This is a genomic window from Winogradskyella sp. PE311 (assembly GCF_046545555.1).
Classification (GTDB): Bacteria; Bacteroidota; Bacteroidia; order Flavobacteriales; family Flavobacteriaceae; genus Winogradskyella.
Genome location: NZ_JBHZTH010000001.1, coordinates 158573 through 182385, shown reverse-complemented (window position 1 = coordinate 182385; position 23813 = coordinate 158573). Strand labels below are relative to the sequence as shown.

The following is a 23813-nucleotide window of genomic DNA, read 5'->3' as shown; positions in this document are numbered from 1 at the left end:
ATATGATAAAAAAGAATTTTAATTATACAACTATTTTCTTTTTTCTAGTGATGTTAAGTTGCAAGAATGAGAGTAATTCTATCGTGGAAAACTCTGAGTCAATAAAAGCAAAACTCGAAAATCGGTATTCAAAGTTGTTAGATTATAAAGTTGATTCAATTGCTTTTCCTAGAAGTTATTCTCACAAAAATAAAGCAATTAAAAAAGTACCTTCAAAAGATTGGACGAGCGGTTTCTTTGCAGGTAACCTATGGCAAATTTATGAGTTAACAGGTGATGAAGATTTTAAAGAAAAAGCAAAGGAATGGACTGCTTTTATTGAGAAAGAAAAGTTTAATGATAGAACTCACGATATGGGTTTTAAGGTCTTCTGTAGTTTTGGCAATGGTTTGAAGTTTGAAGATAATGAAGTCTATAAATCTATAATTGTAAAAAGTGCGCAAACGTTGAGCACAAGATTCAATGAGAATATTGGAAGTATTCGCTCATGGGATTTCAATAAAAAACGATGGCAATTTCCTGTAATTATTGATAATATGATGAATTTAGAATTGCTCTTTGAGGCCACTAAAATATCTGGAGATAGTACTTATCATAAGTTAGCAGTTACGCATGCAAATACAACTTTAAAAAATCATTTTAGATCAGATCATAGTTCGTATCATGTTTTAGATTATGATACCATAACAACTATTATTAGAATGAAAGTAACGCATCAAGGATTTAGCGATGAGTCGTCATGGGCACGAGGACAAGGTTGGGCTATTTATGGATTTACAATGGCTTATAGATACACCAAAAATCCTAAGTATATAGAGCGTGCCAAGGCAACAGCAAACTTTTACTTAGGTCATAAAAATTTGCCAGAGGATGGCATTCCATATTGGGATTTCGATGATTCTGCAATACCAAATGCTCCAAGAGACGTATCGGCCGGGACAGTCGTTTCTTCGGCATTGGTAGAACTTTATGGCTACACAAAGAATGAAGCTTATTTAAATTATAGTAAGAAAGTAATTAATAGTTTAAAGTCTAATAAGTATGTTTTAGACACGACAATTCAAGCTCCATTTATATTAGATCACAGCACTGGTAATTGGCCTAAAAAAGATGAAATGGACGAACCAATAGTTTATGGTGATTATTATTTTTTAGAAACCTTATTAAGATTAAAAGCATTAGAATAGATGATATTAAAATCAAAATTAGTACGATTGTTTTGCCTGAGTATAGTATTATTTTCTTGTGGAAGTTCTACTGAAAATAGTAATCAAGAACGAAGTAAAATAAATATTAACGATAATTGGTCTTATCTAGAAAATGATACAAATAGTATCGATGAGGCCTTAAGTCAAAATAATTGGGAGCCTATAAATGTACCACATACATGGAATGCATTAGATGCTACTGATTTAGAGCCTGGTTATAGACGAACAGGGAGTTGGTATAAAAAGGATTTGGATATATATTCAATAGTTTCAGGTCAAATCTATCAACTTTATTTTGAAGGTGTTAATATTACAAGTGAAGTCTACGTAAACGGAAAAAAAGTGGGTGGTCATATTGGTGGATATATCGGTTTTACGATTGATATTACGGACGCTATTTCACAAGGAACAAATGAAATTTTAGTTCGAGCTGATAATGGATATGACCCAGAGGTTATTCCATCACAAAAGAGCGACTTCTTCATTTTTGGAGGTATTACAAGAGATGTTTGGTTAGTGACTTTGCCAAAACAACATTTATCTAACTTAAAGATTACGACACCAAATGTCTCAGATAAAAGTGCAGACTTACTCGCAACTTTTAATATTAGTAATTCAAATAATGATTCAAGAATTAAAGCAACATTAATGGATTTAGATGGCAAAGAAGTGCAGACTCAAACATTTGGTGCCACTGATTCTGAATTAGAAATAAGCTTTAATGAATTAAAAGATATTAAACTTTGGCATACAGACCATCCTAATCTATATACTTTAAAAGTTCAACTTTTAGAAAATGATAAAGTTATAGATGAGGTTTCAGAACGCGTCGGTTTTAGATGGTTTGAGTTTAAAGATTATGGAGCTTTTTACCTTAACGGAAAACGATTATTACTAAGAGGAACACATAGACACGAAGAACATGCAGGTGTTGGCGCAGCTATGACTAATGAAATGCACAGAGCAGATATGGAACTCATTAAAGAGATGGGAACCAATTTTGTGCGTTTAGCACATTACCCTCAAGATCCAGAAGTTTATAAAGCTTGTGATGAATTAGGTTTGTTAGTTTGGGATGAGTTGCCATGGTGTCGAGGTGGTCTTGGAAATGATACATGGAAAACTAATACTAAAGGTATGCTCAAAGAAATTATTGAGCAAAACTATAATCATCCAAGTATTATTTTTTGGTCATTAGGAAACGAAATTTATTGGTTACCAGATTTTGAAGGAGGTGACAATAGAGAAAATATAAATGTCTATTTAAAAGAATTGAATGACTACGCATATAGATTAGATCCTACACGTAAAACCGCGATCAGAAAATACTATGAAGGTGCAGATATCGTAGATGTGTTTTCTCCTTCAATTTGGTCGGGTTGGTATTCTGGGAGTTATAAAAGCTATCAAAAAGCTATCGATCAGTATAAAGAAGAATACAAGCATTTTATACACACTGAATATGGCGGTTCTAGTCATGTAGGCAGACATACAGAAAATCCAATTACTGGAGAGGGAAAAATTAAGGCAGATGGTTGGGAGGAAGCCATTGTACAAACCAATGTTGCCAATATTGCGCAAATAGGAGATTGGAGCGAGAATTATATTGTAGATTTATTTGATTGGCATTTACGTATTTCTGAAAATGATTCAACATTCATAGGTAATGCGCAATGGGCTTTTAAAGATTTTGGAACACCATTACGACCAGAAAATGCGATTCCTTATATGAATCAAAAAGGTTTGGTGGACAGAGAGAATAATCCAAAAGACGCATTTTATGTATTTAAAAGTTATTGGAATACATCAGATCCTTTTACGTACATAGAATCTCATACTTGGACAGAGCGTCAAGGCCCAAAGGGTTTAGCTCGAGATATCAGTGTATATAGCAACTGTCCTGAGGTTGAATTATTTCTAAATGGAAAGAGCATAGGAACTAAAAAACGAGATACAAAAGCATTTCCGGCAGCAGGTCTAAACTGGACACTTAATTTTAGAGAAGGAAAAAATGAATTGATTTCAATCGGAAAGACTACAGACGGAGACGAAGTTAAAGATGAATTAAAAGTTAATTATCGTTTTACTAAAAATGGAAAAGCAAAAGCACTTAAACTAAGCTATGAAGTTTTAGAAAATGGGAACTATCTTGTTACGGCAGTTGCGCATGATAGCAAAGGTTTAAGATGTTTAGACTATGAAAATAGAGTTTATTTTCAATGTTTATCTGGTGGTGAGACATATAAAAACCTGGGCACTCCAAGAGGAAGCGAGTCTATAGAAATGTCAAATGGTAAGGCTTCAATTGAAGTGAAAAGAGAATCAAAAGATAAACCTTTGAAGATTATGGTGTTAAATCAGAACTTCAAAGGCACCTATTTAACAATCGAATAAAATAATTTTATGTATATTTGGTTGACCAGATTGGTTTACCAATTAACCAATAGTATTTTAAATTAAATAATATAACTAAAAAAACGATTATGAAAACAAAATTACTTTTTGCATTTTTAATAGTCACTCAATTTATGAGTGCACAATATTATATTAGTGAGATTGTCGTCAGTCCGCCAAATAATTCAGGTGTATTTAACGATTACACAGACACTCCTTTAGTTCAGGACTTTGAATATGCTGTAGATGATACTTTAGAATATTTTGAGTTTAGAGGTACTCCTGGTGCAACAATTCCAGACGATGTATACTTTATTGCCATTGATGGTGATGATGAAAATCCGGGAAGAATTCAAGATGCAGTAGAATTAGGTGGATTAACATTTGGAAGTAACGGGATTTTAGTCATTGTCTCTAATATGACTTTTGATACTGGTTCATTAGATTCTGACGGAACGACTGATATCAGTGGTGTAACTATTACCAATCCTTATGCTTCGGCTTTGGCTGCCTCATCAGCCTCTGTTTTGACTATAGAGTTTACAGGCGTACCAGCGTGGGTCTTAGAAGGTGACGGTGATTATGAATTAGATAGATTTAATGGTGTATCGAGTGTAAGAGGGTATGACGGAACTATGATCGATCAAAGTGCTACTTATATGATTATACAAACGCCTGCAATGGAAGGTAATCCAGATGGAGAAGAAATTGATTCAAATGCGGATGGAATTTTAGATGGTTTAGCAACAGGTTGGACTATTTATGATTCTGTAGCTATTTTAGATGATGATGATATTGGAGGAACGGGAGAATATGCATATAGTCCAGTGGTTTTTGTTGAAGATCCTATGGCAATGTTACCAACAGCTGTTACTGTAACTGTTGATCCTGCATTATCTGCTACTATAATTCCTCTTAATCAATATCCTCAATATTTTGCTAGACAAGGAGTGAAAACAGGTAACTCCGTTTCTGTTGATGGAATCAACAACGATGATTGGATGGCAGGACGCATAAATTCACGTTCGGGCCCAGATTGGACTTTTAGTGGTACAGCAGAGAGAAACTTTCCAACTTCTGAATTAACAGGCAATTCATTAAGTGGTTTAGGTTCAATGAGCGATATTGACGGTTTAACAATAGGTGAAATTAATGTTGATTTTTCTACACTTTCTTCAAACGACATAGTACAAACTGAATTTAGTGTATTTCCAAACCCTGCAAAAACAAATATAACAATTAGAACATCAGATGATACTCAAATTGATTCTGTTCAATTATATAATATAGTAGGTGTAAATGTACTTTCAACTACTAACCTTGTTAACGATTCAATTGACGTTTCTAACATGGCGACAGGAGTTTATTTACTGAAAATAAATTCTGGTTCTAACTCAATAACGAGGCGAGTTATTATTGAATAAGTTAATTAAAACTACAGTTATAGAAAAAGGGCAACTTAAATTTAATAAGTTGCCCTTTTTTATATTTAACGTTAAACCTTACTTATTTCTAAGGCCTATCTGCTCTCTACCATTATTCTCTTTTTGCAATGGTGATTTTTTACTCGGTATATAGTTATTCCTATCTTCCCACTTAGGGCTTTTATAAACCATGTTTTGTTCTTTTGCACCTTTAGTCACTTTAGGAAAACCACTATCATCAAACAAACAGTTTTTTATTATGCTATTTACACCTTCTAAATTAAGCGGCTTTAGTGCTTTATAGCTATTTATAAATACTGAATTTTTAATTGTAACTTCATGTATACCATTTGGTCTAATAATTCTCCCTTTCTCTGTATTTGCTACTTTATCAAATACACTATTTGTAATTAAAAGTTTACCGCCTTTTATATTTACGTTTGGCGTAGTTCTGATATAATTAACTGCAAATTCTTCAATATTTTTAAATATACAGTTATCTATCGAAATGGCTTCGGCGTTATATTTTCCTAAGTTGTCTTTATCATATGAAAGATTCAGCCCTCTATAACTATCTAAGAATTTACAATTTTTAAAATTCAGACTACTTGCCATTGTACCATTATATGCTTTAAAAATGCTTCCGCCACTTTGAGTGGTGAAATTTTTAAATGTGCAATTTTCTGCGCTAAGTTCATATAAATCAGATTCCAATTTATCTGGCGAAACAATAGCATATTTTGCTGGTCTGCTGTGTGATGCATCAAAAGTGACATTTTTAATATTAAGAGATGTTCCTTGATTAATTCTTAGAAAATAGGTGAAGGGTTTGTCTATATCATCTATCATTTTTACAATGGTTTCTCCATTTTCAGAGCCAATAATTGAAACTTTACTTTTCACTTTCAAACTTTTACTTAGAATATACAACCCTTCTTTTAGTGTAATAACATCGCCATCTTTTGTTTTGCTAAGAGCTTTAGATAAAGTTCCAATACCTGGTTCGATAATTAAATCTTCTGGTTTTACTACTGGCGCAATAATATTAGGTTTCCAACCGGGACCTGTTCTGGTTAACAAAGCTTTTGGCATTCCGGTATTATTTAAGTTAAAAGCTCCAGCAACGTAAACATCTCTATTAGATTGTGTAATATCTTCAATCGGACTCTTTGGAGTTTTTGTTACGCTTTTTAGAACAGGATTATTTTCAGTTGGCATTGGTAACGATTTTAAAACACTCCAGTCTATAGATGTTTTTATAAAATATCTTGAGTCTGCACTAGCCTCACTATCTACTATGTTTCCGCTAAAAGAAATGCCATCTGTATTATCTACAATATCTAATATTCTTCCACCATTTGTGTTTGTAATTATATTATTTGCAAATACTGTATTTTCTGGTGCTAAACTTAACTCGTCACTTTTGCCAGCACCAAAAGTCATAGGGCCACAATTTATGATAGTGTTATTTTGAATATCTACATTCTTAACTTGATTGTATCTGTTTAATGGTGAATTAGGTACTCCATTCATAATAACAATAGGTCCTCTATAGCCATTGCCTTTTAGACCTACCATTAAATTATTTCTAACGATATGACCCTCGTTAATTACTCTAATACCACCAGTATTAGAAACGTTATTTCCTAAAAAAACATTATTTTCTACTAAAGCGTTATTACCATGTCTTAGGGTTAACGTTCCTTTACTTTCTATAAATAAATTGTTTCTAAAAATGTTATCATTAGACTTATTAGATATAATTTCAATTTCACCATCGCACTGTTTAAAAGTGTTGTTTTCTACGATTGTTTTCGATGATTTCATAGAATTCGCACTCGTACCAATCCTTATGGTTTCGCCTCCATTTTCTCCCAAATCTGGTCTTGGCCCAAAAAAATTATGATCTATTTGATGATTATTTTCAATATGCTCTTCTCCCTTTAGCCAAACTACTAAGGTTGTTCCAGAAGAAGTCTTACCAGTAAAATTGTTATGATCGACCCTGTTGTTTTTACCCCAAATATCTACCCAGTGATCTTTAATACTGTCATCTGCGACACCAACATATGATATTGTTGAATTAGTAAACCTACAATTATTAGCAAATTCTTTCGAGTTTTTTCTGAATTGAACAATAGATTTAGAAGTGATTTTTCCGTCCTTAAACCAAAGACCGCTTACAATAACATGATTTCCATATATGTTAAGACCAGAATCGCCAGATAAAATAACTTTGCCTGGCGTCTCGGATTTAATAATTACAGGATTTTCTTTTGATCCATTACCATGGGCCAATAATTTTGTGTCTTTCCATTCTCCATTTTTTAAAATAATCGTTCCGCCAGAATTCACTTTAGAGAGCGCAATGTTATATTCAGAAATATTTGAAACGATGATGTCTTGTGCGTTAGAAAAACTTATAAATATAAATGAGCTTATAAGTATAAAAAGTTGTGAAGTTTTCATTTGTAAAATTGATTCTATTTTAAGTAATAAATTAAAATAATCAAAAACGGTTCCGTTTTTGATTAGGCCTTTAAAAATAAGCAATAATTGAACTATTTTCTAATTATTTTTCGTGATTTTATGCTTAAATTGCTTCTTTGTAAAATGCAATAAAATTTAACAAATATTAAACTTTGAAGAAGGCAATACAGTACATGATAATTAGCGCACTTGCGTTTACGTTTTTAAATGTATTTGTAAAGTCTTTAAATAATTTTAGTGTTTACCAGATTGTATTTTTTAGATCCATAGGATCTCTGTTTTTTACAATTCCATTTTTGTTAAAAAATAACATTTCAATTTTAGGTAATAAAAAAGCATTACTTATTACTAGATCAGTATTTGGCCTTATTTCTATGACCTTGTTCTTTTTGTCGCTAAAATATATAGCTATGGGAACTGCTGTTTCTATAAGGTATATAGCTCCAATTTTTGCGGCATTTTTTGCTTTAATAATCCTTAAGGAAAAAATTAAACCGATGCAATGGCTGTTTTTTGCAATTGCATTTTCAGGTGTTTTGATTTTAAAGGGGTTCAATTCAGAAGTGCAAGTTGAAGGTGTTATTTTTGCAGTCGTATCTTCGATTTTTGCTGGTTTAGTATATATTACAATTAGAAAAATTGGCAAGGAAGATCATCCCGTTGTTGTAGTAAATTATTTTATGGTTATTTCTGCGGTTATTGGTGGTCTTTTAGCAATCAATAATTGGATCACACCAAAAGGAGAAGAGTGGTTAGTCTTTTTGAGTTTGGGTATTTTTGGGTATTTTGCCCAACTTTATATGACTAAAGCAATGCAAGTAGGTGAAACCAACCAAGTGGCTCCATTAAAGTATTTAGAGGTTATTTTTACAATAATTATTGGTTTTACATGGTTTAAAGAGGTCTACACTCTATGGAGTTTGGGAGGTATTTTACTGATTGTTCTTGGTCTTACCTTAAATGTTATTATAAAGAAAACCAATAATTGAATCAAAAAAAATATTTTAAGCAGCACTGATATTATGAATAGAAAACTCGTCTTTATTGCGTTTGTTGTGTCTTTAGGTGGATTCCTTTTTGGCTTTGATGCAGGTATTATTTCTGGTGTTATGTCTTTTGCTGGTCCTGAATTTGATTTAAATGAAATTCAATCAGGTTGGGTAGTTAGTTCTCCATCTTTTGCAGCAATGTTTGCTATGTTGTTTTCAGGAAGGTTGAGTGATTTTCTGGGAAGAAAAAAGCTGCTCATTTTTGTAGCATTTTTATATGCTATTTCGGCTGTTTTATCGGCTCTTGCATCTACCTATGAAATACTTTATATAGCTAGGATGATTGGTGGTTTAGCATTTGGTGCTGCATTAGTTTTGGCACCGATGTACATTGCTGAAATTTCATCCGCAGAAAATAGAGGAAAGCTAGTTTCGTTGCAGCAATTAAATATCGTCTTTGGTTTTTTCGCAGCGTTTTTAAGTAATTATTTTTTTAATAAATACAATACACCAGAAAACAACTTTCTTAATGATAATAACGTTTGGAGATGGATGCTAGGTGTTGAGTTAATTCCTGCAATATTATACTTTGTGTTTTTGTTTTTTGTTCCAAAGAGTCCACGGTGGTTGTATTTAAAAGGACGTTATGAAGCTACAAGGGATGTTTTAGTTCAAATTCATGGAAGCGCAAAAGGTGAACTAGAAATTGTATCTATCGAAGAACATATTAATGCAGATAAAAATAAAGAACCACTAAAGATTAAAGAGTTATTAAAACGGTCATTACGATTTATTTTAATTGTAGGTTTAATCGTAGGTGTTCTGCAACAAATTACGGGGATAAATGCAGTTTATTTCTATGCAACATCTATATTTAAACAAACAGGTATTGGAACAGATGCTGCTTTTTCTTCGGGTGTTTTATTAAGTACAATTTCAGTAGTTTTTACGTTTGTTGCTATTTATTTAATAGATAGGATGGGTAGAAGGCCTTTGTTGTTAATCGGTACAGCAGGTATTGCAATTAGCTTACTCTTATGTGCTTATGGCTTTAATCAAGCAAAATATCAATTATCAAAAGAAAGTATTAATACCTTTCAATTTTCTAATGCAGAAAAATTATTACCTTTTGCTGAGAAGGAATATAATAGTGATGTCGAATTTAAGAATGAAATAAAAACAGCTTTAGGAAATAAGATTTATAGTAAAAATGATGGTGCAATTTTAGAAGCAGCTACAACAATAAATGCAAGTTTAATTTTGGTAGGAATTTTAGGTTTTATAGCTTGTTTTGCATTTTCTTTGGGCCCTGTAATGTGGGTTTTATTATCAGAATTATATCCATTAAAGTACAGAGGTCTAGCAATTGGAGTAATTGCATTTGTGAACTCACTGATTAGCTCTTTAGTACAATTAATTTTCCCTTGGGAACTTTCCAATTTAGGAAATGCATTAACCTTTTTTATTTTTGGTGTAATCGCACTTATTGGCTTTTTTGTACTTCTAAAAATTTTACCGGAAACAAAAGGAAAATCTTTGGAAGAGTTGGAAAACGAATTAGCTGTCTAAATTTAAAACAACTCCGAAGCAATTGCTTTTATGTTGTCACTTTTGCCCATTGAGTAACAATGTAAAACAGAAATTCCAGCGTTTTGAAGTTCCTTTGATTGTTCTATGCACCACTCTATACCGACTTGTCTTACTTCTTTATTGTCTTTACACTTTAGCATCGAAATAATTAAATTTTCAGGCATATCTACGTGAAAACGATGCGTAATTAATAGTCCTTTCTATTTTTAAACTTTAAAAGCGTTACCAAACGTTTCGACTTTAATATTATCAGGATCTAATATTGAATGTCTTGACCTAACAATTCCTTCTTCAAACTTTACTTCAATTAGTTTACGACTAAAAAGATTGATGATCTTCTCAATACTTTTATCTCTTTTTTTAGATTTGTTATTGAGTTTTATAGGAGAGGTTATATATACTTTATCACTATGACCCTTGTATTTATCTACCATTTCTGGTCTTGGTAGTTTTGAGCCAGAGTTCCATGGAGAAAACTTTGTGATAGCATTGGGTTCTATCAAACCTTCGTAAATGGTTTTTTCATAACCATTACTGGAGCCATGGTGAGGTATTTTATAAATAATAGACTTGTTCTTTATTACTACAGAGTTGTTGTATATATCTTTCCAACCTTCGTCCTCCTTTTTAGAGATTTCCAAATCAGCCCCAAGAAGTGCACTAAAATCACCATATTTAAAATAAATAGCTGCAGATTTATCATTTGGGGACTTTTCAGTAACTAACTTTTTAGAAAGGTTGAAGTCTCTAAAAAGAGTAGAAATTTCTTTGTCGAAATTTAAGATTACAGCTTCTGAAGGTGAAAGAGAAAATAACTCAACTTTAATTTTAGAATGGTTCGACAAAATCATTTCATCAGAATAAATAACTAAATCCGACTTTAATCTTCTTATTGTTTTACTCTTTCTTTGATTAATTAAATCAAGGCAATCTTTAAATTCATTAAATGAGGAAATTGAACCTTTTTCAATTTTAGAATAATCTAGATTAACAAGTTTTAAAAACTTCTTTGTATCACTGACAGAAGGCATACAGAATACAGCATTTTTGCAAACTCTTAATATATTTGAAAGTCCTTTGACGTGATCATTATGCCAATGAGTACAAATTACATATTTCACATCTCTAGACAAGTTTACACCTATCTTTTTTAGATAATTTAAGGCTAAAGGAATTTTTGACTTTGGGTTTATACAACTATCTATAATAACCCATTCATCATTATTAATTTTTATCACTATGGATTCTCCATATCCTCCTCCTGTTCCAAATAGAGTAACTTCAATTTCATCGTTTGAAGGTAAAGTGAAAAATTCATCGTTTAATCCCAATCTAAGCTATCATTAAGTTTGTCTGATTCTTCACAAATAGAATCAAATTCATTTATATCTAGATTAGAAATTCTTTGAAATCGTATTTCTGACATTTTCTTAACCTGACCTCTATCAACATGATAACCGAAATTCCAATAAAATACAGAGCCAACTTCTAATAATTCTATATCACCTTTATCGACATCTGATAAATCAAACTCTCCTATTTCATAAGTATCAGAATTATCAAGTTCCTCTAATTTTGCTACAAAATATTCATCTTTAATTTCTGAGACATATCCTTTTAATTTTGTTATCGCCTTGGCATAATTATTTTTATTATGAAAATTGAAATTAGCTTCTTTAATAGGGTATTTGAAGGACAATAATTTTTCAAAATGTTCATTTTCGTCAAAATTATTATCAAAAATATGAAACCAATAGTCGTTTTTTGCTAATAGGTTATTTCGTTCAGTAACACTAGCGTAATATTTGGTGTATTTTGATAATATTTTTTTATCAACCTCATTTTCTGTAGTTAAGACATCATTTATCCAACTACTTTTTGAAATAGTATTATGCATAGAATTTTTCTATTGTCGAATTTAATATTTGCTTAGCTTTTTCAAAACTTATGTGCCAATGTTTAGATATAACTTCAGCAGGCAACTTATTTTTTACTCTACTCAATTCAATGTGATAATTTAATTGGTAACGTACACCATAAATAGATATTTTATCGGATGTAGTAACTGTAATCATATTTTTTACAGGATTATTATCCTCAAATGGCTCAATAACTTTTAATTCTAAAAGCTTAGGGTTTCTTAAATGATTATTCCAAATATTTAATGGAGCTAACCAGTCTCCAAAACGATTATAGTCATCTTCATTTTCTAAACCAAAATGCATATTGTGGTTAATTCCTATTCCACTAATAGGTGTCTCGTTTAAAAACGAAAAAATACTTATAGATAAATCTCGGATAAGTTCAAAATCTGCTTCATTTTCAGCTGTTATGATGCATTTATCCATAGAGACTTGAAATTCACAAAATGATAAAGAGAAATGACTTATTTCTGGGTGAATAATAGTTATATCTGCATTTTCAGAATCAGACTCTCGTATTAATTTTTTGTAAGCTAGCCATGAGGGAGTAATAATAGAAGGATTGAAATTACCAACTAGTACAATTGATAAATCGTATATAACGCTGTTTTTTAATTTCATCGATAGTTGTTATCAGTTCAAATATATGGAATTGGAGGTTATATTCGAGGCTTTTAAAGTCTATTTTATATTTATTTTAATAAAAAATAATCTTTTTAACAGAAAAAAGTTAATAAGTTGAGATTTAGATTACTAAAACAACTCCGAAGCAATTACTTTTATATTGTCACTTTTGCCCATTGAGTAATAATGTAAAACAGGAATGCCAGCTTTTTGAAGTTCCTTTGATTGTTCTATGCACCATTCTATACCGACTTGTCTTACTTGTTTATTGTTTTTGCATTTTACAATATCTATAATAAGTGCTTCTGGTAAATCTACATGAAAACGATGTGGAATTAAATTCAGTTGCTTTCTTGTTGAAATAGGCTTTAAACCCGGAATTATAGGAACAATAATCCCTTCTTTTCTGCATTTTGTAACGAAGTCAAAATACTTTTGATTGTTAAAAAACATTTGGGTTACAATATAAGTTGCCCCATTTTTAATTTTCTTTTTTAGAAAGTGAATATCGCTTTCTAAACTTGGTGCTTCCATATGTTTTTCAGGGTACGCTGCAGCTCCAATGCAAAAATTAGTAGCAGAACTATTTAATAATTCCTCATCTAAATATTTACCATGATTCATTTCCTCAATTTGAGAGATGAGTTCACTGGCATAAGCATGACCTTCTTTTTCGGGTTTGAAATAGGTTTCACTTTTTACAGCATCACCACGTAATGCCATGACATTATCAATATCTAGAAAATCTAAATCGACCAAAAAGTTTTCGGTGTCTTCTTTTGTAAAACCACCACACAAAATATGAGGTATAGCATCAACTCCATATTTATTCTGAATGGCTGCGCATATCCCAACAGTTCCTGGTCGTTTTTTTACCACTTGTTTTTTTAGAAGTCCATTTTCAACTTCTTTAAAAACATATTCTTCACGATGATAGGTGACATCAATAAACGGAGGTTTAAATTCCATTAAAGGATCAATATTATCGAAAATAGATTGAATATGTTGTCCTTTTAAAGGTGGTAATATTTCAAACGAGAATTGTGTTTTTCCGTTTGCGTTTTTTATATGTTCAGTTACTTTCATCTTAATTAGCAATGTTTGGGTTTAGCCATTTTTCGGCCTCTTCAATTGAAATTTCTCTACGTTTACTATAATCGTTTACTTGATCTTGTGTTATTTTTCCGAGTCCAAAATATCTGGCTTCAGGATTACCAAAGTAATAACCACTAACACTAGCGGCAGGCCACATGGCTAAGCTATCTGTAAGCTGTACTCCAATATTTTCTTCAACATTTAAAAGTTTCCAAATCGTATTTTTTTCTAAGTGATCTGGACAAGCAGGATAACCAGGTGCTGGTCGAATACCTTTATAGTGTTCCTTAATTAATTCTTGGTTAGATAAGTTTTCATCCTTAGCATAATTCCAATGTTTAGTTCGCACTTCTTTATGTAAGCATTCAGCAAAGGCTTCAGCTAATCGGTCTGCTAAGGCTTTTATCATTATGGAATTGTAATCGTCATTATCCGCTTCGAATTGCGTGGCTAATTCTTGAGTGCCAAACCCTGTTGAGACACAGAAGCAACCCATATAATCTTGTCTGTCAGATGTTATTGGTGCAATAAAATCTGCTAAGGCAATATTTGGCTTACCTTCCGATTTTTTGGACTGTTGTCTAAGGGTTAGGAATTTTAATTTGTCTGGTCTAGCGCAGTCGAGACCTTCATTTTTAGCTACAGGATTTGAGACTTCTCGACTGTACTCGAGGTGATAATGTTCTGTGTTTATTTCAATATCGTCGTCATTTACAGTATTCGCTTCAAATAATCCGAAGATAGCTTTAGCCTTTAAAAGTTTTTCATCAAAAATGCGTTTGAGTAATTCTTTAGCATCAGCAAATAATTCTGTGGCTTGTTCTCCTATCACATTATCGGTAAGAATATCTGGATATTTGCCATGTAAATCCCAACTTCTAAAGAATGGAGACCAATCGATATAATCTTCGAGTTTAGTAATGTCAAAATCTTCTAATATTTGAATTCCTAATTGTTGAGGTTTTACAATTTCAGAGGTATTCCAATCAATTTGAAACTTGTTTTTTCGTGCATCTTCAATAGAAAGGTATTCTTTCTTTTTACCACGTTTCATGAATTGTTCACGGAACAAATCATACTCTTCACGAATCTGATTCTTATAAACCTTGTTATCCATTTTAAGTAAATCACCAACTACAGTTACAGCTCTTGAAGCATCATTAATATGTACTACTGTATTGCTATAGTGTGGTGCAATTTTCACGGCAGAATGTGCTCTAGAGGTTGTAGCTCCTCCAATAATAAGTGGAATGTCTAAGTTCTCTTTTTCAAGAGCTTTAGATACATAAACCATTTCATCTAACGAAGGTGTAATTAGACCACTTAAACCAATAATATCTACATTCTCTTTCTTAGCCGTTTCAATAATTTTTTCTGGTGGAACCATAACACCAAGATCAATAATCTCGTAGTTATTACAGCCTAAAACCACACTTACAATATTCTTTCCAATATCATGAACATCTCCTTTTACAGTAGCCATTAAAATCCGACCAGCGAATTCTTGTTTTCCATCTTTTTCGGCTTCAATAAAGGGTTGAAGGTAAGCCACAGCTTTTTTCATAACTCTTGCAGATTTTACGACTTGTGGTAAAAACATTTTTCCACTACCAAATAAATCTCCAACGACATTCATACCTATCATTAAATGACCTTCAATAACTTGAATAGGTTTATCAGAGGCTAATCGAGCTTCTTCGACATCCTCAATAATAAAGGCATCAATACCTTTAACTAAAGCGTGTGTAATTCTATCTTGTAATGGATCACTTCTCCATTCTAAAACCTTATCTTCTTGTTCCTTTTTCTGACCTTTAACAGATTCAGCAAAATCTAATAAACGTTCTGTGGCATCATCACGTCTATCAAACAATACATCTTCGACACGTTCTAATAAGCCTTTATCAATTTCGTCATAAACCTCGAGCATTGTTGGGTTAACGATTCCCATGTTCATTCCGTTTTTTATAGCATGGTATAGAAAAGCGGAATGCATAGCTTCCCTAACTATATTATTTCCTCTAAATGAAAAAGAGACATTACTTACACCACCTGAAACGTTGGCATAAGGCAAATTTTCTCTAATCCATTTTGTAGCTTCAAAAAAGTCCAGTGCATTTCTACGATGCTCATCCATTCCTGTTGCTACAGGAAAAATATTAGGATCGAAAATAATGTCTTGTGGAGCAAAGTTGACCTCGTTAACTAATATGTCGTACGATCGTTTGCAAATTTCTATACGTCTTTTGTAATTATCAGCTTGTCCTGTTTCATCAAAAGCCATAACGATGACCGCTGCTCCATAACGCTTAACCAGTTTGGCTTGACGTTTAAATTCAGCTTCTCCTTCTTTTAGACTTATAGAATTAACTACACATTTCCCTTGTGCAACTTGTAAACCAGCTTCAATAATTTCCCATTTAGAACTGTCTATCATTAATGGAATTCTTGAAATATCGGGTTCTGAAGCAATGAGGTTTAAAAAGGTTGTCATGGCATAAACACCATCTAGCATACCTTCGTCCATGTTTACATCAAGGATTTGTGCGCCACCATCTACTTGATCTCGCGCCACTTCTAATGCTTCGTCATATTTTTCTTCCTTTATAAGACGCAGAAATTTGCGAGATCCAGTTACGTTGGTTCGTTCACCTACGTTGATGAAATTACTTTCTGGTGTAACCACTAAAGGTTCTAATCCAGATAAAGTTAAATATTTATTACAGTCAGATTCTGCCATTATGCGAATTCTTGAGTTAATCTTGGTTTGTACTTCTGAGCGGCTTCTGCTATTGCGTTTATATGCTCTGGACTCGTACCACAGCAACCTCCAATTATATTTACAAGACCATCTTTGAGGTAGTCTTCGATATACAGTTGCATTTGTTGAGGTGATTCATCATATTCTCCAAAGGCATTTGGTAAACCTGCGTTAGGATGTGCTGAGGTGAAAAATTCAGTCTCATTAGAAAGTCTTTGCAAATAAGGTTTCAATTGTTCTGCACCAAGTGCACAATTAAAACCTACGCTTAATAACGGAATATGAGATACTGAGGTTAAAAAGGCCTCAACTGTTTGTCCGGATAATGTTCTCCCTGAAGCATCAGTTATGGTACCTGAAACCATAATGGGAATATCTATATTACGTTCTTCTTTTACTTCTTCAATGGCAAATAAAGCCGCTTTTGCGTTTAAAGTATCAAAAATGGTTTCAACTAAAAGCACATCAACTCCACCGTCGATTAAAGCTTCAACTTGTTGCTTATAGGCAATACGTAATTCATTAAAAGTTATAGCTCTATATTCTGGACGATTTACATCTGGCGATAGACTCGCTGTTTTATTTGTTGGGCCAATACTACCAGCAACAAAACGTGGTTTTTCTGGATTTGCTTTTGTGAATTTATCAGCAACTTCTTTGGCGATTTTGGCAGATTCAAAGTTGAGTTCGTAAACTAAATCTTCCATGTCGTAGTCAGCCATTGCTATAGTTGTCCCAGAGAATGTATTCGTTTCTACAATATCTGCTCCTGCTTCAAAATATTTGGCATGTACTTCTGCAATTGCTTTGGGTTGCGTTAATGAAAGTAAATCATTATTTCCTTGTAAAGGTGAAGGATAATCTGCAAAACGTTTTCCTCTAAAATCGTCTTCTGAGAAATTATATCGCTGAAGCATCGTTCCCATGGCTCCATCGAGAACTAAGATTCGTTTTTTTAATTCTTGCTTAATATTTGCCATTAGTTTAATGCTTGTTTTAAATCGTTTATGATATCTTCTGGATGCTCCAGACCAACAGAAATTCGTATTAATCCTGCAGTAATTCCTGTTTCTAAACGAATATCTTCTGGTATTTTCGCATGTGTTGTAGATGCAGGATGTGTAATAATACTCCTAGTATCTCCTAAATTTGCTGAAAGTGACAACAGTTTTATTGCATTTAGAAATTTTCTACCTGCTTCAATACCACCTTTTATTTCAAAAGCGACAACATTTCCACCTAGTTTCATTTGTTGTTTTGCTAATTCGTATTGCGGATGCGATTTTAGAAATGGATATTTTACAATAGTGACATTATTATGAGATTCTAAAAATGTTGCCACCTTGAGTGCATTATCACAATGTCTATCTACTCTTACAGGCAAGGTCTCTAGGCTTTTAGATAAAACCCATGCATTAAAAGGCGATAATGCAGGACCTGTATTTCTTGAAAACAGATAGATTTTCTGAATTAAATCTGCGTTTCCAACGGTAACTCCGCCCAAAACACGGCCTTGGCCATCCATTAATTTAGTTGCAGAATGAATCACTAAATCTGCACCAAATTTTATAGGTTGTTGTAGATATGGTGTTGCAAAACAATTGTCTATAATAAATATTAGGTTGTGCTTTTTTGCAATATCTCCTATGCGTTGTAAATCTAAAATATCAACAGCCGGATTTGTTGGGCTTTCAGCATAGATAACCTTTGTATTAGGTTGAATGAGATTTTCTATAGTATCTAATTTATCAATTTTAAAATAGCTTGTAGAGACATTCCATTTAGTTAAAATGTTATTAAATAATGTTTGTGTAGAGCCAAAAATACTTCGTGATGACACAATATGATCGTCAGAATTTAATAAAGCTGCAAATGTAGAAAACACAGCAGACATGCCAGATGCAAAAGCATAACCACGTTCAGCTCCTTCCATTAAACAAACCTTTTCTACAAACTCGGAAGTGTTTGGATTAGAATATCGACTGTAAATATTGCGTTGTTTTTCATCCGCAAAAGAGGCACGCATATCTTCGGCATCTTCAAAAACATAACTCGATGTTAGATACAAAGGGCTAGAATGTTCTAAAAATTGCGAACGCTCTATTTGAGTACGTATCGCTTGTGTTTCTAAATGTTTTGAATTCATTTTCTGTTACTTAACTAGCTAAATAAATCAAAATACAAATAGTCCAAAAAAGGACGTTTAAATAGAAAAAAGTTAAAAAGAAGTTTAATTACAACAGTGTAATTATGTTCGGTTATCTATCCAATTAACCGATAAATGAATCGGTAATTACGTAGAATTTAGCACCTTCTTAATAAGTTTAAGGGTTGCTAAGGTTTCAAAGGGTCTAATCCCTCCACCTTTCTTGATAACATTTCAATAAGTTATTTGAACTTTGTGAATTACAATATTCTGAAAGAAATTAAGAATAAGCAAATTATATCCACTTTATTTTAATTGAATTTAATTTGCTTTTTAATTGTAACTTTGAATTACCCAAATGCATCAATTATGTTAGAAAATTTCTGGTTTAATGTTGAGTATGGCTTAAATCATGTTTTAGATATTAATGGTTATGACCATGTTCTTTTTTTAATGGTTTTGGCTGTGCCTTATGTTTTTAAAGATTGGAAACGTGTCTTATTGTTGGTCTCTATGTTTACATTAGGGCACACCCTATCATTAGTTTTAGCGGCTTATGGTGTTGTAAGTGTTAGTGGTAAATTGGTAGAATTCTTAATTCCTATCACCATTTTAATTGCGGCTATTTACAACGTATTTACGGCTGGTAAAAAGGATAGAGGTAGAAAAATTGGTTTATTATTCTTTACTACTTTGTTTTTTGGTCTTATACATGGTTTAGGTTTTGCGCGTGAGTTTAAGATGTTAGCTGGGCTGGCTGATAATAAAATAGAATTACTTATAGAATTTGCTTTAGGTATTGAAATCGCTCAAGTGATTGTCGTATTTGTGGTTCTATTTCTTGGGTTCTTGTTTCAGACTTTATTTAGATTTTCTAGACGTGACTGGGTTATGGTCCTCTCTGCAATAGTAATAGGGCTTGTTATACCAATGATAATACAGAGCGATTTATTAACTTCTTAATTAAGTTTGGTAAAACTTTAACTAGAAGTAGATTGCTTATAAAATACTATCCTATTATATTCGTTACTTATAGATACCATAGTAATTAATGCCACAAAAAAAACAATTACGTTATGATAAGGCTTATTTGCGCATTGCAAAGGAGTGGGGTAAACTCTCACATTGCAAACGGAAACAAGTAGGTGCTCTTATCGTTAAAGACCGAATGATAATTTCAGATGGCTATAATGGTACACCAACAGGTTTTGAAAATTATTGCGAAGATGACGAAGGCTATACAAAATGGTATGTATTGCATGCTGAGGCCAATGCTATTTTAAAAGTAGCGGCATCCACACAATCGTGCAAGGGTTCTACATTATATATTACTTTATCACCATGCAAGGAGTGTAGTAAGTTAATTCATCAAGCAGGTATTATAAGAGTTGTTTACTCTGAAGGATACAAAGACGATTCAGGTTTGCAATTTTTAGAAAAAGCAGGTATTATATTAGAACGCATAGAAGACTTAAATGAAGATTCCCACTTGCATGGGAAATAATATGGCAACAAAAAACAAATACATACCATTTATAATTGGGTTAGCGATAGGTGCCGGTGTACTTATCGGCGGAAAGTTAAATTTTACTGACACTTCAGATAATCTATTTTCAACTAATAGTAAAAAAGATAAGTTAAATCGCCTAATAGATTATATAGATTATGAGTATGTGGATGATATAGATACGGATAGTATTGTAGATGTTACTGTAAATGGAATTTTAGATAATCTCGATCCTCATTCTACCTATATTCCAAAGGAAGATCTTAAGCGTATTACGGAAAATATGAAAGGTGATTTTGTTGGTATAGGAATTAATTATTATCCATATAAAGATAGTATTGCGGTAATAAAACCGACAGAAGGAGGTCCTAGTGAACGTGCTGGAATTATGAGTGGTGATAGGATTTTATTTGCAGATGGTGATACCATTTATGGAAAACAAATTACAAACGATTTAATAACTAAAAAGTTAAAAGGAGACAAAAACACTAAGGTTAAATTAACTGTTTTTAGGAAAGGAGAAGATGAGTTATTAGAGTTTGAAGTAAAACGAAAAAGTATACCGATTAAAAGTATAGAGGCCTCTTACATGCTAACGGATGAGTTAGGTTACATAAAGATGAATCGTTTTGCTGAATCTAGTTTTAAAGAATTTAAAGAAGCTTTAGATGAGTTACAAGAGCAAGGAGCTACAAAACTAGCACTTGATTTACGCGATAACCCTGGAGGTTTCCTGGGCATTGCTGAGCAAATTGCAGATGAGTTTTTAGAGGACGATAAGCTTATTTTATTTACCAGAGATAAAAAAGGACGTGAGGAACATACTTATGCAACAGGTCGCGGTGATTTTGAGGAAGGTGAAATCTTCATTTTAATTAATGAAAATTCGGCTTCAGCAAGTGAAGTGATTGCAGGAGCACTGCAAGATAATGATAAAGGTGTAATTGTTGGAAGACGTTCTTATGGAAAGGGGTTAGTACAGCGCGAAATGGCTTTAGGTGACGGTAGTGCAGTAAGATTAACAGTTTCGAGATATTATACACCAACAGGTCGATCCATACAAAAACCCTACACTAATGGTGATAATCGCTCCTATTATAATGATTATTATAAACGTAAGAGAACAGGTGAGTTGGCAGATGAACAAAGTATAGAAGTAGATGACTCACTAAAATTTACAACACCAAAGGGTAAAGTTGTTTATGGAGGTGGAGGTATAATACCAGATATATTTGTACCAGTTGATCGTTCTTACGATAATGAGACTATAAATTATTTAAGACGAAGAGGGCATTTTGGATATTTCGTTTTTGAGGAGCTAGATAAAGATAGAGATGTGTACCAACATATATCGAAATATGATTTTATTAATAATTTCGAAGTTAGTGATGATATTGTAATTCGTTTTCAAGAGTATGTTAATGCCCTCGAAGGCACTAATGTAACCTTTGTAGCCTATAACGATGAAATAAGACATTTAATAAAAGCTACTTTAGCGCGCCAATTATTTGATGAGAATGCGTTCGAAGAAATCTTGAATAAAGAAGATGTTATGGTGCAAGAGATTATACTATTAAGTACAGAATACTCTAATTTTAAACAATAATTTTATCGTGTACTTTGGTGTGTTTTCCACCATTCCAAAGCGTTAGAATATCAGTTGCTACATGTGCTCCGCTTCCAGATGCTATTGCAAACTGGCTTCTCCAACCAGCTAAAGTACCAGCAACATAAAGGTTCTTTTCTATGAGATGTTCTGTGTTTTTTAACCAAATTCTATTTTTCTCTCTTGCAGCTTTAGGATGTGGTTCAATATAGGATTCAAGACCCTCTATGTTCAATAAATTAGTATAACCAACTGCTACAACCACAATTTTTGATTGATAAGTTTTCTTGGATGTGACCACTGTGTAACTATCTACCTGTTTTTTTATTGTCTTAACTTTTTCATTTTCAATTTGGCTAACATGGGGATATAACGCTTTAAGCTGACTTTTACCATCTCGTAAAATGTCTTTTCCTAAAGTACCTGGCTTTAATGCGAGCACGTTATTAAAAAGTGCGTTTTGAAGATGCGATGTTTTTTGATGTGTAATAATCCCAATTTGTTTACCTTCTGCAAATGCTTTGTCTTTTGCAGAGCCCAATACTAAAGCACAAGATAAACCTGCAGCACCAGCACCTATAATTAAAACATCGTAATTCATTAGCGTTTTTTACTAAGTACCTCAATTTTTTTAGAAATTCTCAGAATTTGTAAAAGGATGATGGCGCAAAACGCGGCAATAATTGTAATAACTGCCGTGTAACTTTCACCTTTAAATAATGCTTCAAAATTTAATTTAGTGGCATTAAAAACAATTAGAATAATGGCAATGATACTAGATGTTATTGTGAATATTTTCATGGTTTGAATTTTTAAACTAGTAATTCTTTAATGTTTTGTGCAAATAGCTTAACTGCAATTGCTAACAAAATTACACCAAAAACTTTTCTTATTATCTTAATTCCGTTTGCGCCTAAAAGTTTTTCAATCCTAGCAGAAGTTTTTAATACGACATAGATAACGATAACATTGCAAATTACAGCAATAATTATGTTTTCAATCGCAAATTCTGCTCGTAGTGAAAGTAATGTTGTTAAACTACCTGGTCCAGCAATAAGTGGAAATGCTAATGGAAAAACGGAAGCAGTAAGTGCATTATGTTCCTCGTCTTTATATAAAGTAATACCTAAAACCATTTCTAGCGCTATAAAAAAGATAACAAACGCACCTGCAACAGCAAATGAGTTTACATCAATACCAATTAGGCTTAATAAACTTTTACCTACAAATAAGAAGATAATCATTATAACACCTGCAATTAATGATGCTTTTTCACTTTGAATGTGCCCTACTTTTTTGCGTAAATCTATTATTATAGGAATGTTGCCAATAATATCTATTACTGCAAAGAGTACCATAAAGGCGGTGAATATTTGTTTAATATCGAGTTGCATAAGGTACGTTTTTCAAATTTTTTGCAAAGGTGCGACATTATTACAGATTTTCAATATTAAATTCAGGTTAAGTTTAGCTACTTTTGTAGCATGTTTCAACTTGGAAAAACTATTGTTTCAGAGGATATTATTAAAAAGGATTTTGTTTGTAATTTATCTGCATGCAAAGGTGCATGCTGCGTGGATGGTGATGCAGGAGCGCCATTAGATGTTAATGAAGTAAAAATATTAGAAGATATCTACCCAAAAGTAAAACCATTCTTAAGAAAAGAGAGTATTGAGGTAATTGAAGCGCAGGGCACTTCTGTAAAAACTGTTTTTGGCGATTTAGAAACTCCGTTAATTAATGGTGCCGAATGTGCATATGTGATTTTTGATGAAAAGAATACCGCACTATGTGCTATTGAAGAGGCTTACAACCAAGGAGATGTGCACTGGAAAAAGCCAGTATCGTGTCATTTATACCCAATTAGAGTTAAAGAGTATTCTGAATTTTCTGGTGTTAATTACGAAAAATGGGAAATTTGCGATGATGCATGTACACTTGGTAAAGAATTACAGGTTCCCGTTTATAAATTTGTAAAAGAAGCTTTAATTAGAAAGTTCGGGGAAGATTGGTATACTGAACTAGAAAAAGTAGCAGAAACTAACTTTAGTAGATAA

The 23813-nt window shown here is 32.6% G+C and carries 20 protein-coding genes, 1 pseudogene and 1 riboswitch; of the genes and pseudogenes, 9 read left to right on the top strand and 12 right to left on the bottom strand.

Annotation, left to right across the window (positions count from 1 at the left end):
- Positions 1 to 2 precede the first annotated feature (2 nt).
- The 3 genes from ACFWU4_RS00730 to ACFWU4_RS00720 all read left to right on the top strand — a co-directional run bounded on the left by ACFWU4_RS00730 (position 3) and on the right by ACFWU4_RS00720 (position 5026).
- Positions 3 to 1187, top strand: a complete 1185-nt coding sequence (locus ACFWU4_RS00730; RefSeq protein WP_411123876.1) for a glycoside hydrolase family 88 protein — start codon at positions 3 to 5, stop codon at positions 1185 to 1187.
- A complete protein-coding gene (locus ACFWU4_RS00725; protein ID WP_411123874.1) occupies positions 1188 to 3602 on the top strand; it encodes a glycoside hydrolase family 2 protein in 2415 nt (804 codons plus the stop codon).
- A gap of 89 nt (positions 3603 to 3691) precedes the next feature.
- On the top strand, positions 3692 to 5026 hold the full coding sequence (locus ACFWU4_RS00720) for a T9SS type A sorting domain-containing protein (protein ID WP_411123872.1): 1335 nt from the start codon (positions 3692 to 3694) through the stop codon (positions 5024 to 5026).
- A 78-nt stretch (positions 5027 to 5104) separates the two neighbouring features.
- On the opposite strand, the gene ACFWU4_RS00715 is transcribed toward ACFWU4_RS00720, so the two are convergent.
- Positions 5105 to 7495 carry a polysaccharide lyase 6 family protein gene (locus tag ACFWU4_RS00715; protein WP_411123870.1) on the bottom strand — a complete coding sequence of 797 codons (2391 nt, stop codon included), beginning with the start codon at positions 7493 to 7495 and terminating at the stop codon, positions 5105 to 5107.
- A 173-nt stretch (positions 7496 to 7668) separates the two neighbouring features.
- On the opposite strand from ACFWU4_RS00715, the gene ACFWU4_RS00710 reads away from it, so the two are divergent.
- Both ACFWU4_RS00710 and ACFWU4_RS00705 read left to right on the top strand, forming a co-directional pair.
- Entirely contained in the window at positions 7669 to 8505 is an 837-nt protein-coding gene (locus ACFWU4_RS00710; RefSeq protein WP_411123868.1) for a DMT family transporter, read from the top strand.
- Between the two features lie 33 nt (positions 8506 to 8538).
- On the top strand, positions 8539 to 10074 hold the full coding sequence (locus tag ACFWU4_RS00705; protein WP_411123866.1) for a sugar porter family MFS transporter: 1536 nt from the start codon (positions 8539 to 8541) through the stop codon (positions 10072 to 10074).
- Between the two features lie 2 nt (positions 10075 to 10076).
- Here ACFWU4_RS00705 and ACFWU4_RS00700 read toward each other — a convergent pair.
- The 8 genes and pseudogenes from ACFWU4_RS00700 to ACFWU4_RS00665 form a co-directional block, all read right to left on the bottom strand.
- A pseudogene (locus tag ACFWU4_RS00700) lies at positions 10077 to 10286 on the bottom strand (methylenetetrahydrofolate reductase); the annotation flags it as partial.
- Between the two features lie 15 nt (positions 10287 to 10301).
- The gene (locus ACFWU4_RS00695) at positions 10302 to 11426 is read right to left on the bottom strand and encodes an MBL fold metallo-hydrolase (RefSeq protein WP_411123864.1); all 1125 of its coding nucleotides are present in this window, start codon (positions 11424 to 11426) and stop codon (positions 10302 to 10304) included.
- A complete protein-coding gene (locus ACFWU4_RS00690) occupies positions 11417 to 11992 on the bottom strand; it encodes a hypothetical protein (protein ID WP_411123862.1) in 576 nt (191 codons plus the stop codon). The genes ACFWU4_RS00695 and ACFWU4_RS00690 overlap by 10 nt, the downstream gene beginning before the upstream one ends.
- Positions 11985 to 12638, bottom strand: a complete 654-nt coding sequence (locus ACFWU4_RS00685; protein ID WP_411123860.1) for a hypothetical protein — start codon at positions 12636 to 12638, stop codon at positions 11985 to 11987. The genes ACFWU4_RS00690 and ACFWU4_RS00685 overlap by 8 nt, the downstream gene beginning before the upstream one ends.
- 132 nt (positions 12639 to 12770) lie before the next feature.
- Positions 12771 to 13727 carry a methylenetetrahydrofolate reductase [NAD(P)H] gene (gene metF / locus ACFWU4_RS00680; protein WP_411123858.1) on the bottom strand — a complete coding sequence of 319 codons (957 nt, stop codon included), beginning with the start codon at positions 13725 to 13727 and terminating at the stop codon, positions 12771 to 12773.
- A 1-nt stretch (position 13728) separates the two neighbouring features.
- Complete coding sequence (metH, locus tag ACFWU4_RS00675; protein ID WP_411123856.1) at positions 13729 to 16476, bottom strand: methionine synthase; 2748 nt, start codon at positions 16474 to 16476, stop codon at positions 13729 to 13731.
- The gene (locus ACFWU4_RS00670; RefSeq protein WP_411123854.1) at positions 16476 to 17477 is read right to left on the bottom strand and encodes a homocysteine S-methyltransferase family protein; all 1002 of its coding nucleotides are present in this window, start codon (positions 17475 to 17477) and stop codon (positions 16476 to 16478) included. The genes metH and ACFWU4_RS00670 overlap by 1 nt, the downstream gene beginning before the upstream one ends.
- Positions 17477 to 18643 (bottom strand): trans-sulfuration enzyme family protein, encoded by a 1167-nt coding sequence (locus ACFWU4_RS00665; RefSeq protein ID WP_411123852.1) that lies wholly within the window; start codon positions 18641 to 18643, stop codon positions 17477 to 17479. The genes ACFWU4_RS00670 and ACFWU4_RS00665 overlap by 1 nt, the downstream gene beginning before the upstream one ends.
- 109 nt (positions 18644 to 18752) lie before the next feature.
- Positions 18753 to 18876, bottom strand: a riboswitch (SAM riboswitch).
- A gap of 136 nt (positions 18877 to 19012) precedes the next feature.
- Here ACFWU4_RS00665 and ACFWU4_RS00660 point away from each other — a divergent pair.
- The 3 genes from ACFWU4_RS00660 (at position 19013) to ACFWU4_RS00650 (ending at position 21756) form a co-directional block, all read left to right on the top strand.
- A complete protein-coding gene (locus ACFWU4_RS00660) occupies positions 19013 to 19606 on the top strand; it encodes a HupE/UreJ family protein (RefSeq protein WP_411123850.1) in 594 nt (197 codons plus the stop codon).
- 88 nt (positions 19607 to 19694) lie between these two features.
- Positions 19695 to 20147: a deoxycytidylate deaminase gene (locus ACFWU4_RS00655; RefSeq protein ID WP_411123848.1), complete on the top strand. Its 453-nt coding sequence runs from the start codon at positions 19695 to 19697 to the stop codon at positions 20145 to 20147.
- A gap of 1 nt (position 20148) precedes the next feature.
- Positions 20149 to 21756: a S41 family peptidase gene (locus tag ACFWU4_RS00650; RefSeq protein WP_411127198.1), complete on the top strand. Its 1608-nt coding sequence runs from the start codon at positions 20149 to 20151 to the stop codon at positions 21754 to 21756.
- On the opposite strand, the gene ACFWU4_RS00645 is transcribed toward ACFWU4_RS00650, so the two are convergent.
- Genes ACFWU4_RS00645 through ACFWU4_RS00635 form a run of 3 tightly spaced genes read right to left on the bottom strand, consistent with a single transcriptional unit; the run spans position 21746 to position 23150 of the window.
- Positions 21746 to 22357, bottom strand: a complete 612-nt coding sequence (locus ACFWU4_RS00645) for an NAD(P)-binding domain-containing protein (protein WP_411123846.1) — start codon at positions 22355 to 22357, stop codon at positions 21746 to 21748. The two genes, ACFWU4_RS00650 and ACFWU4_RS00645, sit on opposite strands and share 11 nt — an antisense overlap.
- Entirely contained in the window at positions 22357 to 22557 is a 201-nt protein-coding gene (locus ACFWU4_RS00640; RefSeq protein ID WP_411123844.1) for a hypothetical protein, read from the bottom strand. The genes ACFWU4_RS00645 and ACFWU4_RS00640 overlap by 1 nt, the downstream gene beginning before the upstream one ends.
- Positions 22558 to 22568: 11 nt before the next feature.
- Positions 22569 to 23150, bottom strand: a complete 582-nt coding sequence (locus tag ACFWU4_RS00635; RefSeq protein WP_411123842.1) for a MarC family protein — start codon at positions 23148 to 23150, stop codon at positions 22569 to 22571.
- Positions 23151 to 23240: 90 nt separating this feature from the next.
- Here ACFWU4_RS00635 and ACFWU4_RS00630 point away from each other — a divergent pair, with 90 nt between their 5' ends.
- On the top strand, positions 23241 to 23813 hold the full coding sequence (locus ACFWU4_RS00630) for a DUF3109 family protein (protein WP_411123841.1): 573 nt from the start codon (positions 23241 to 23243) through the stop codon (positions 23811 to 23813).

What these genes read in the sequence shown, in the direction of transcription:
- ACFWU4_RS00730 (WP_411123876.1), top strand. Translation starts at nt 3, where the DNA reads ATGATAAAAAAGAATTTTAATTATACAACTATTTTCTTTTTTCTAGTG.
- ACFWU4_RS00725 (WP_411123874.1), top strand. Translation starts at nt 1,188, where the DNA reads ATGATATTAAAATCAAAATTAGTACGATTGTTTTGCCTGAGTATAGTA.
- ACFWU4_RS00720 (WP_411123872.1), top strand. Translation starts at nt 3,692, where the DNA reads ATGAAAACAAAATTACTTTTTGCATTTTTAATAGTCACTCAATTTATG.
- ACFWU4_RS00715 (WP_411123870.1), bottom strand. Translation starts at nt 7,495, where the DNA reads ATGAAAACTTCACAACTTTTTATACTTATAAGCTCATTTATATTTATA.
- ACFWU4_RS00705 (WP_411123866.1), top strand. Translation starts at nt 8,539, where the DNA reads ATGAATAGAAAACTCGTCTTTATTGCGTTTGTTGTGTCTTTAGGTGGA.
- ACFWU4_RS00690 (WP_411123862.1), bottom strand. Translation starts at nt 11,992, where the DNA reads ATGCATAATACTATTTCAAAAAGTAGTTGGATAAATGATGTCTTAACT.
- ACFWU4_RS00685 (WP_411123860.1), bottom strand. Translation starts at nt 12,638, where the DNA reads ATGAAATTAAAAAACAGCGTTATATACGATTTATCAATTGTACTAGTT.
- metF (WP_411123858.1), bottom strand. Translation starts at nt 13,727, where the DNA reads ATGAAAGTAACTGAACATATAAAAAACGCAAACGGAAAAACACAATTC.
- metH (WP_411123856.1), bottom strand. Translation starts at nt 16,476, where the DNA reads ATGGCAGAATCTGACTGTAATAAATATTTAACTTTATCTGGATTAGAA.
- ACFWU4_RS00670 (WP_411123854.1), bottom strand. Translation starts at nt 17,477, where the DNA reads ATGGCAAATATTAAGCAAGAATTAAAAAAACGAATCTTAGTTCTCGAT.
- ACFWU4_RS00665 (WP_411123852.1), bottom strand. Translation starts at nt 18,643, where the DNA reads ATGAATTCAAAACATTTAGAAACACAAGCGATACGTACTCAAATAGAG.
- ACFWU4_RS00660 (WP_411123850.1), top strand. Translation starts at nt 19,013, where the DNA reads ATGTTAGAAAATTTCTGGTTTAATGTTGAGTATGGCTTAAATCATGTT.
- ACFWU4_RS00655 (WP_411123848.1), top strand. Translation starts at nt 19,695, where the DNA reads ATGCCACAAAAAAAACAATTACGTTATGATAAGGCTTATTTGCGCATT.
- ACFWU4_RS00650 (WP_411127198.1), top strand. Translation starts at nt 20,149, where the DNA reads ATGGCAACAAAAAACAAATACATACCATTTATAATTGGGTTAGCGATA.
- ACFWU4_RS00645 (WP_411123846.1), bottom strand. Translation starts at nt 22,357, where the DNA reads ATGAATTACGATGTTTTAATTATAGGTGCTGGTGCTGCAGGTTTATCT.
- ACFWU4_RS00640 (WP_411123844.1), bottom strand. Translation starts at nt 22,557, where the DNA reads ATGAAAATATTCACAATAACATCTAGTATCATTGCCATTATTCTAATT.
- ACFWU4_RS00635 (WP_411123842.1), bottom strand. Translation starts at nt 23,150, where the DNA reads ATGCAACTCGATATTAAACAAATATTCACCGCCTTTATGGTACTCTTT.
- ACFWU4_RS00630 (WP_411123841.1), top strand. Translation starts at nt 23,241, where the DNA reads ATGTTTCAACTTGGAAAAACTATTGTTTCAGAGGATATTATTAAAAAG.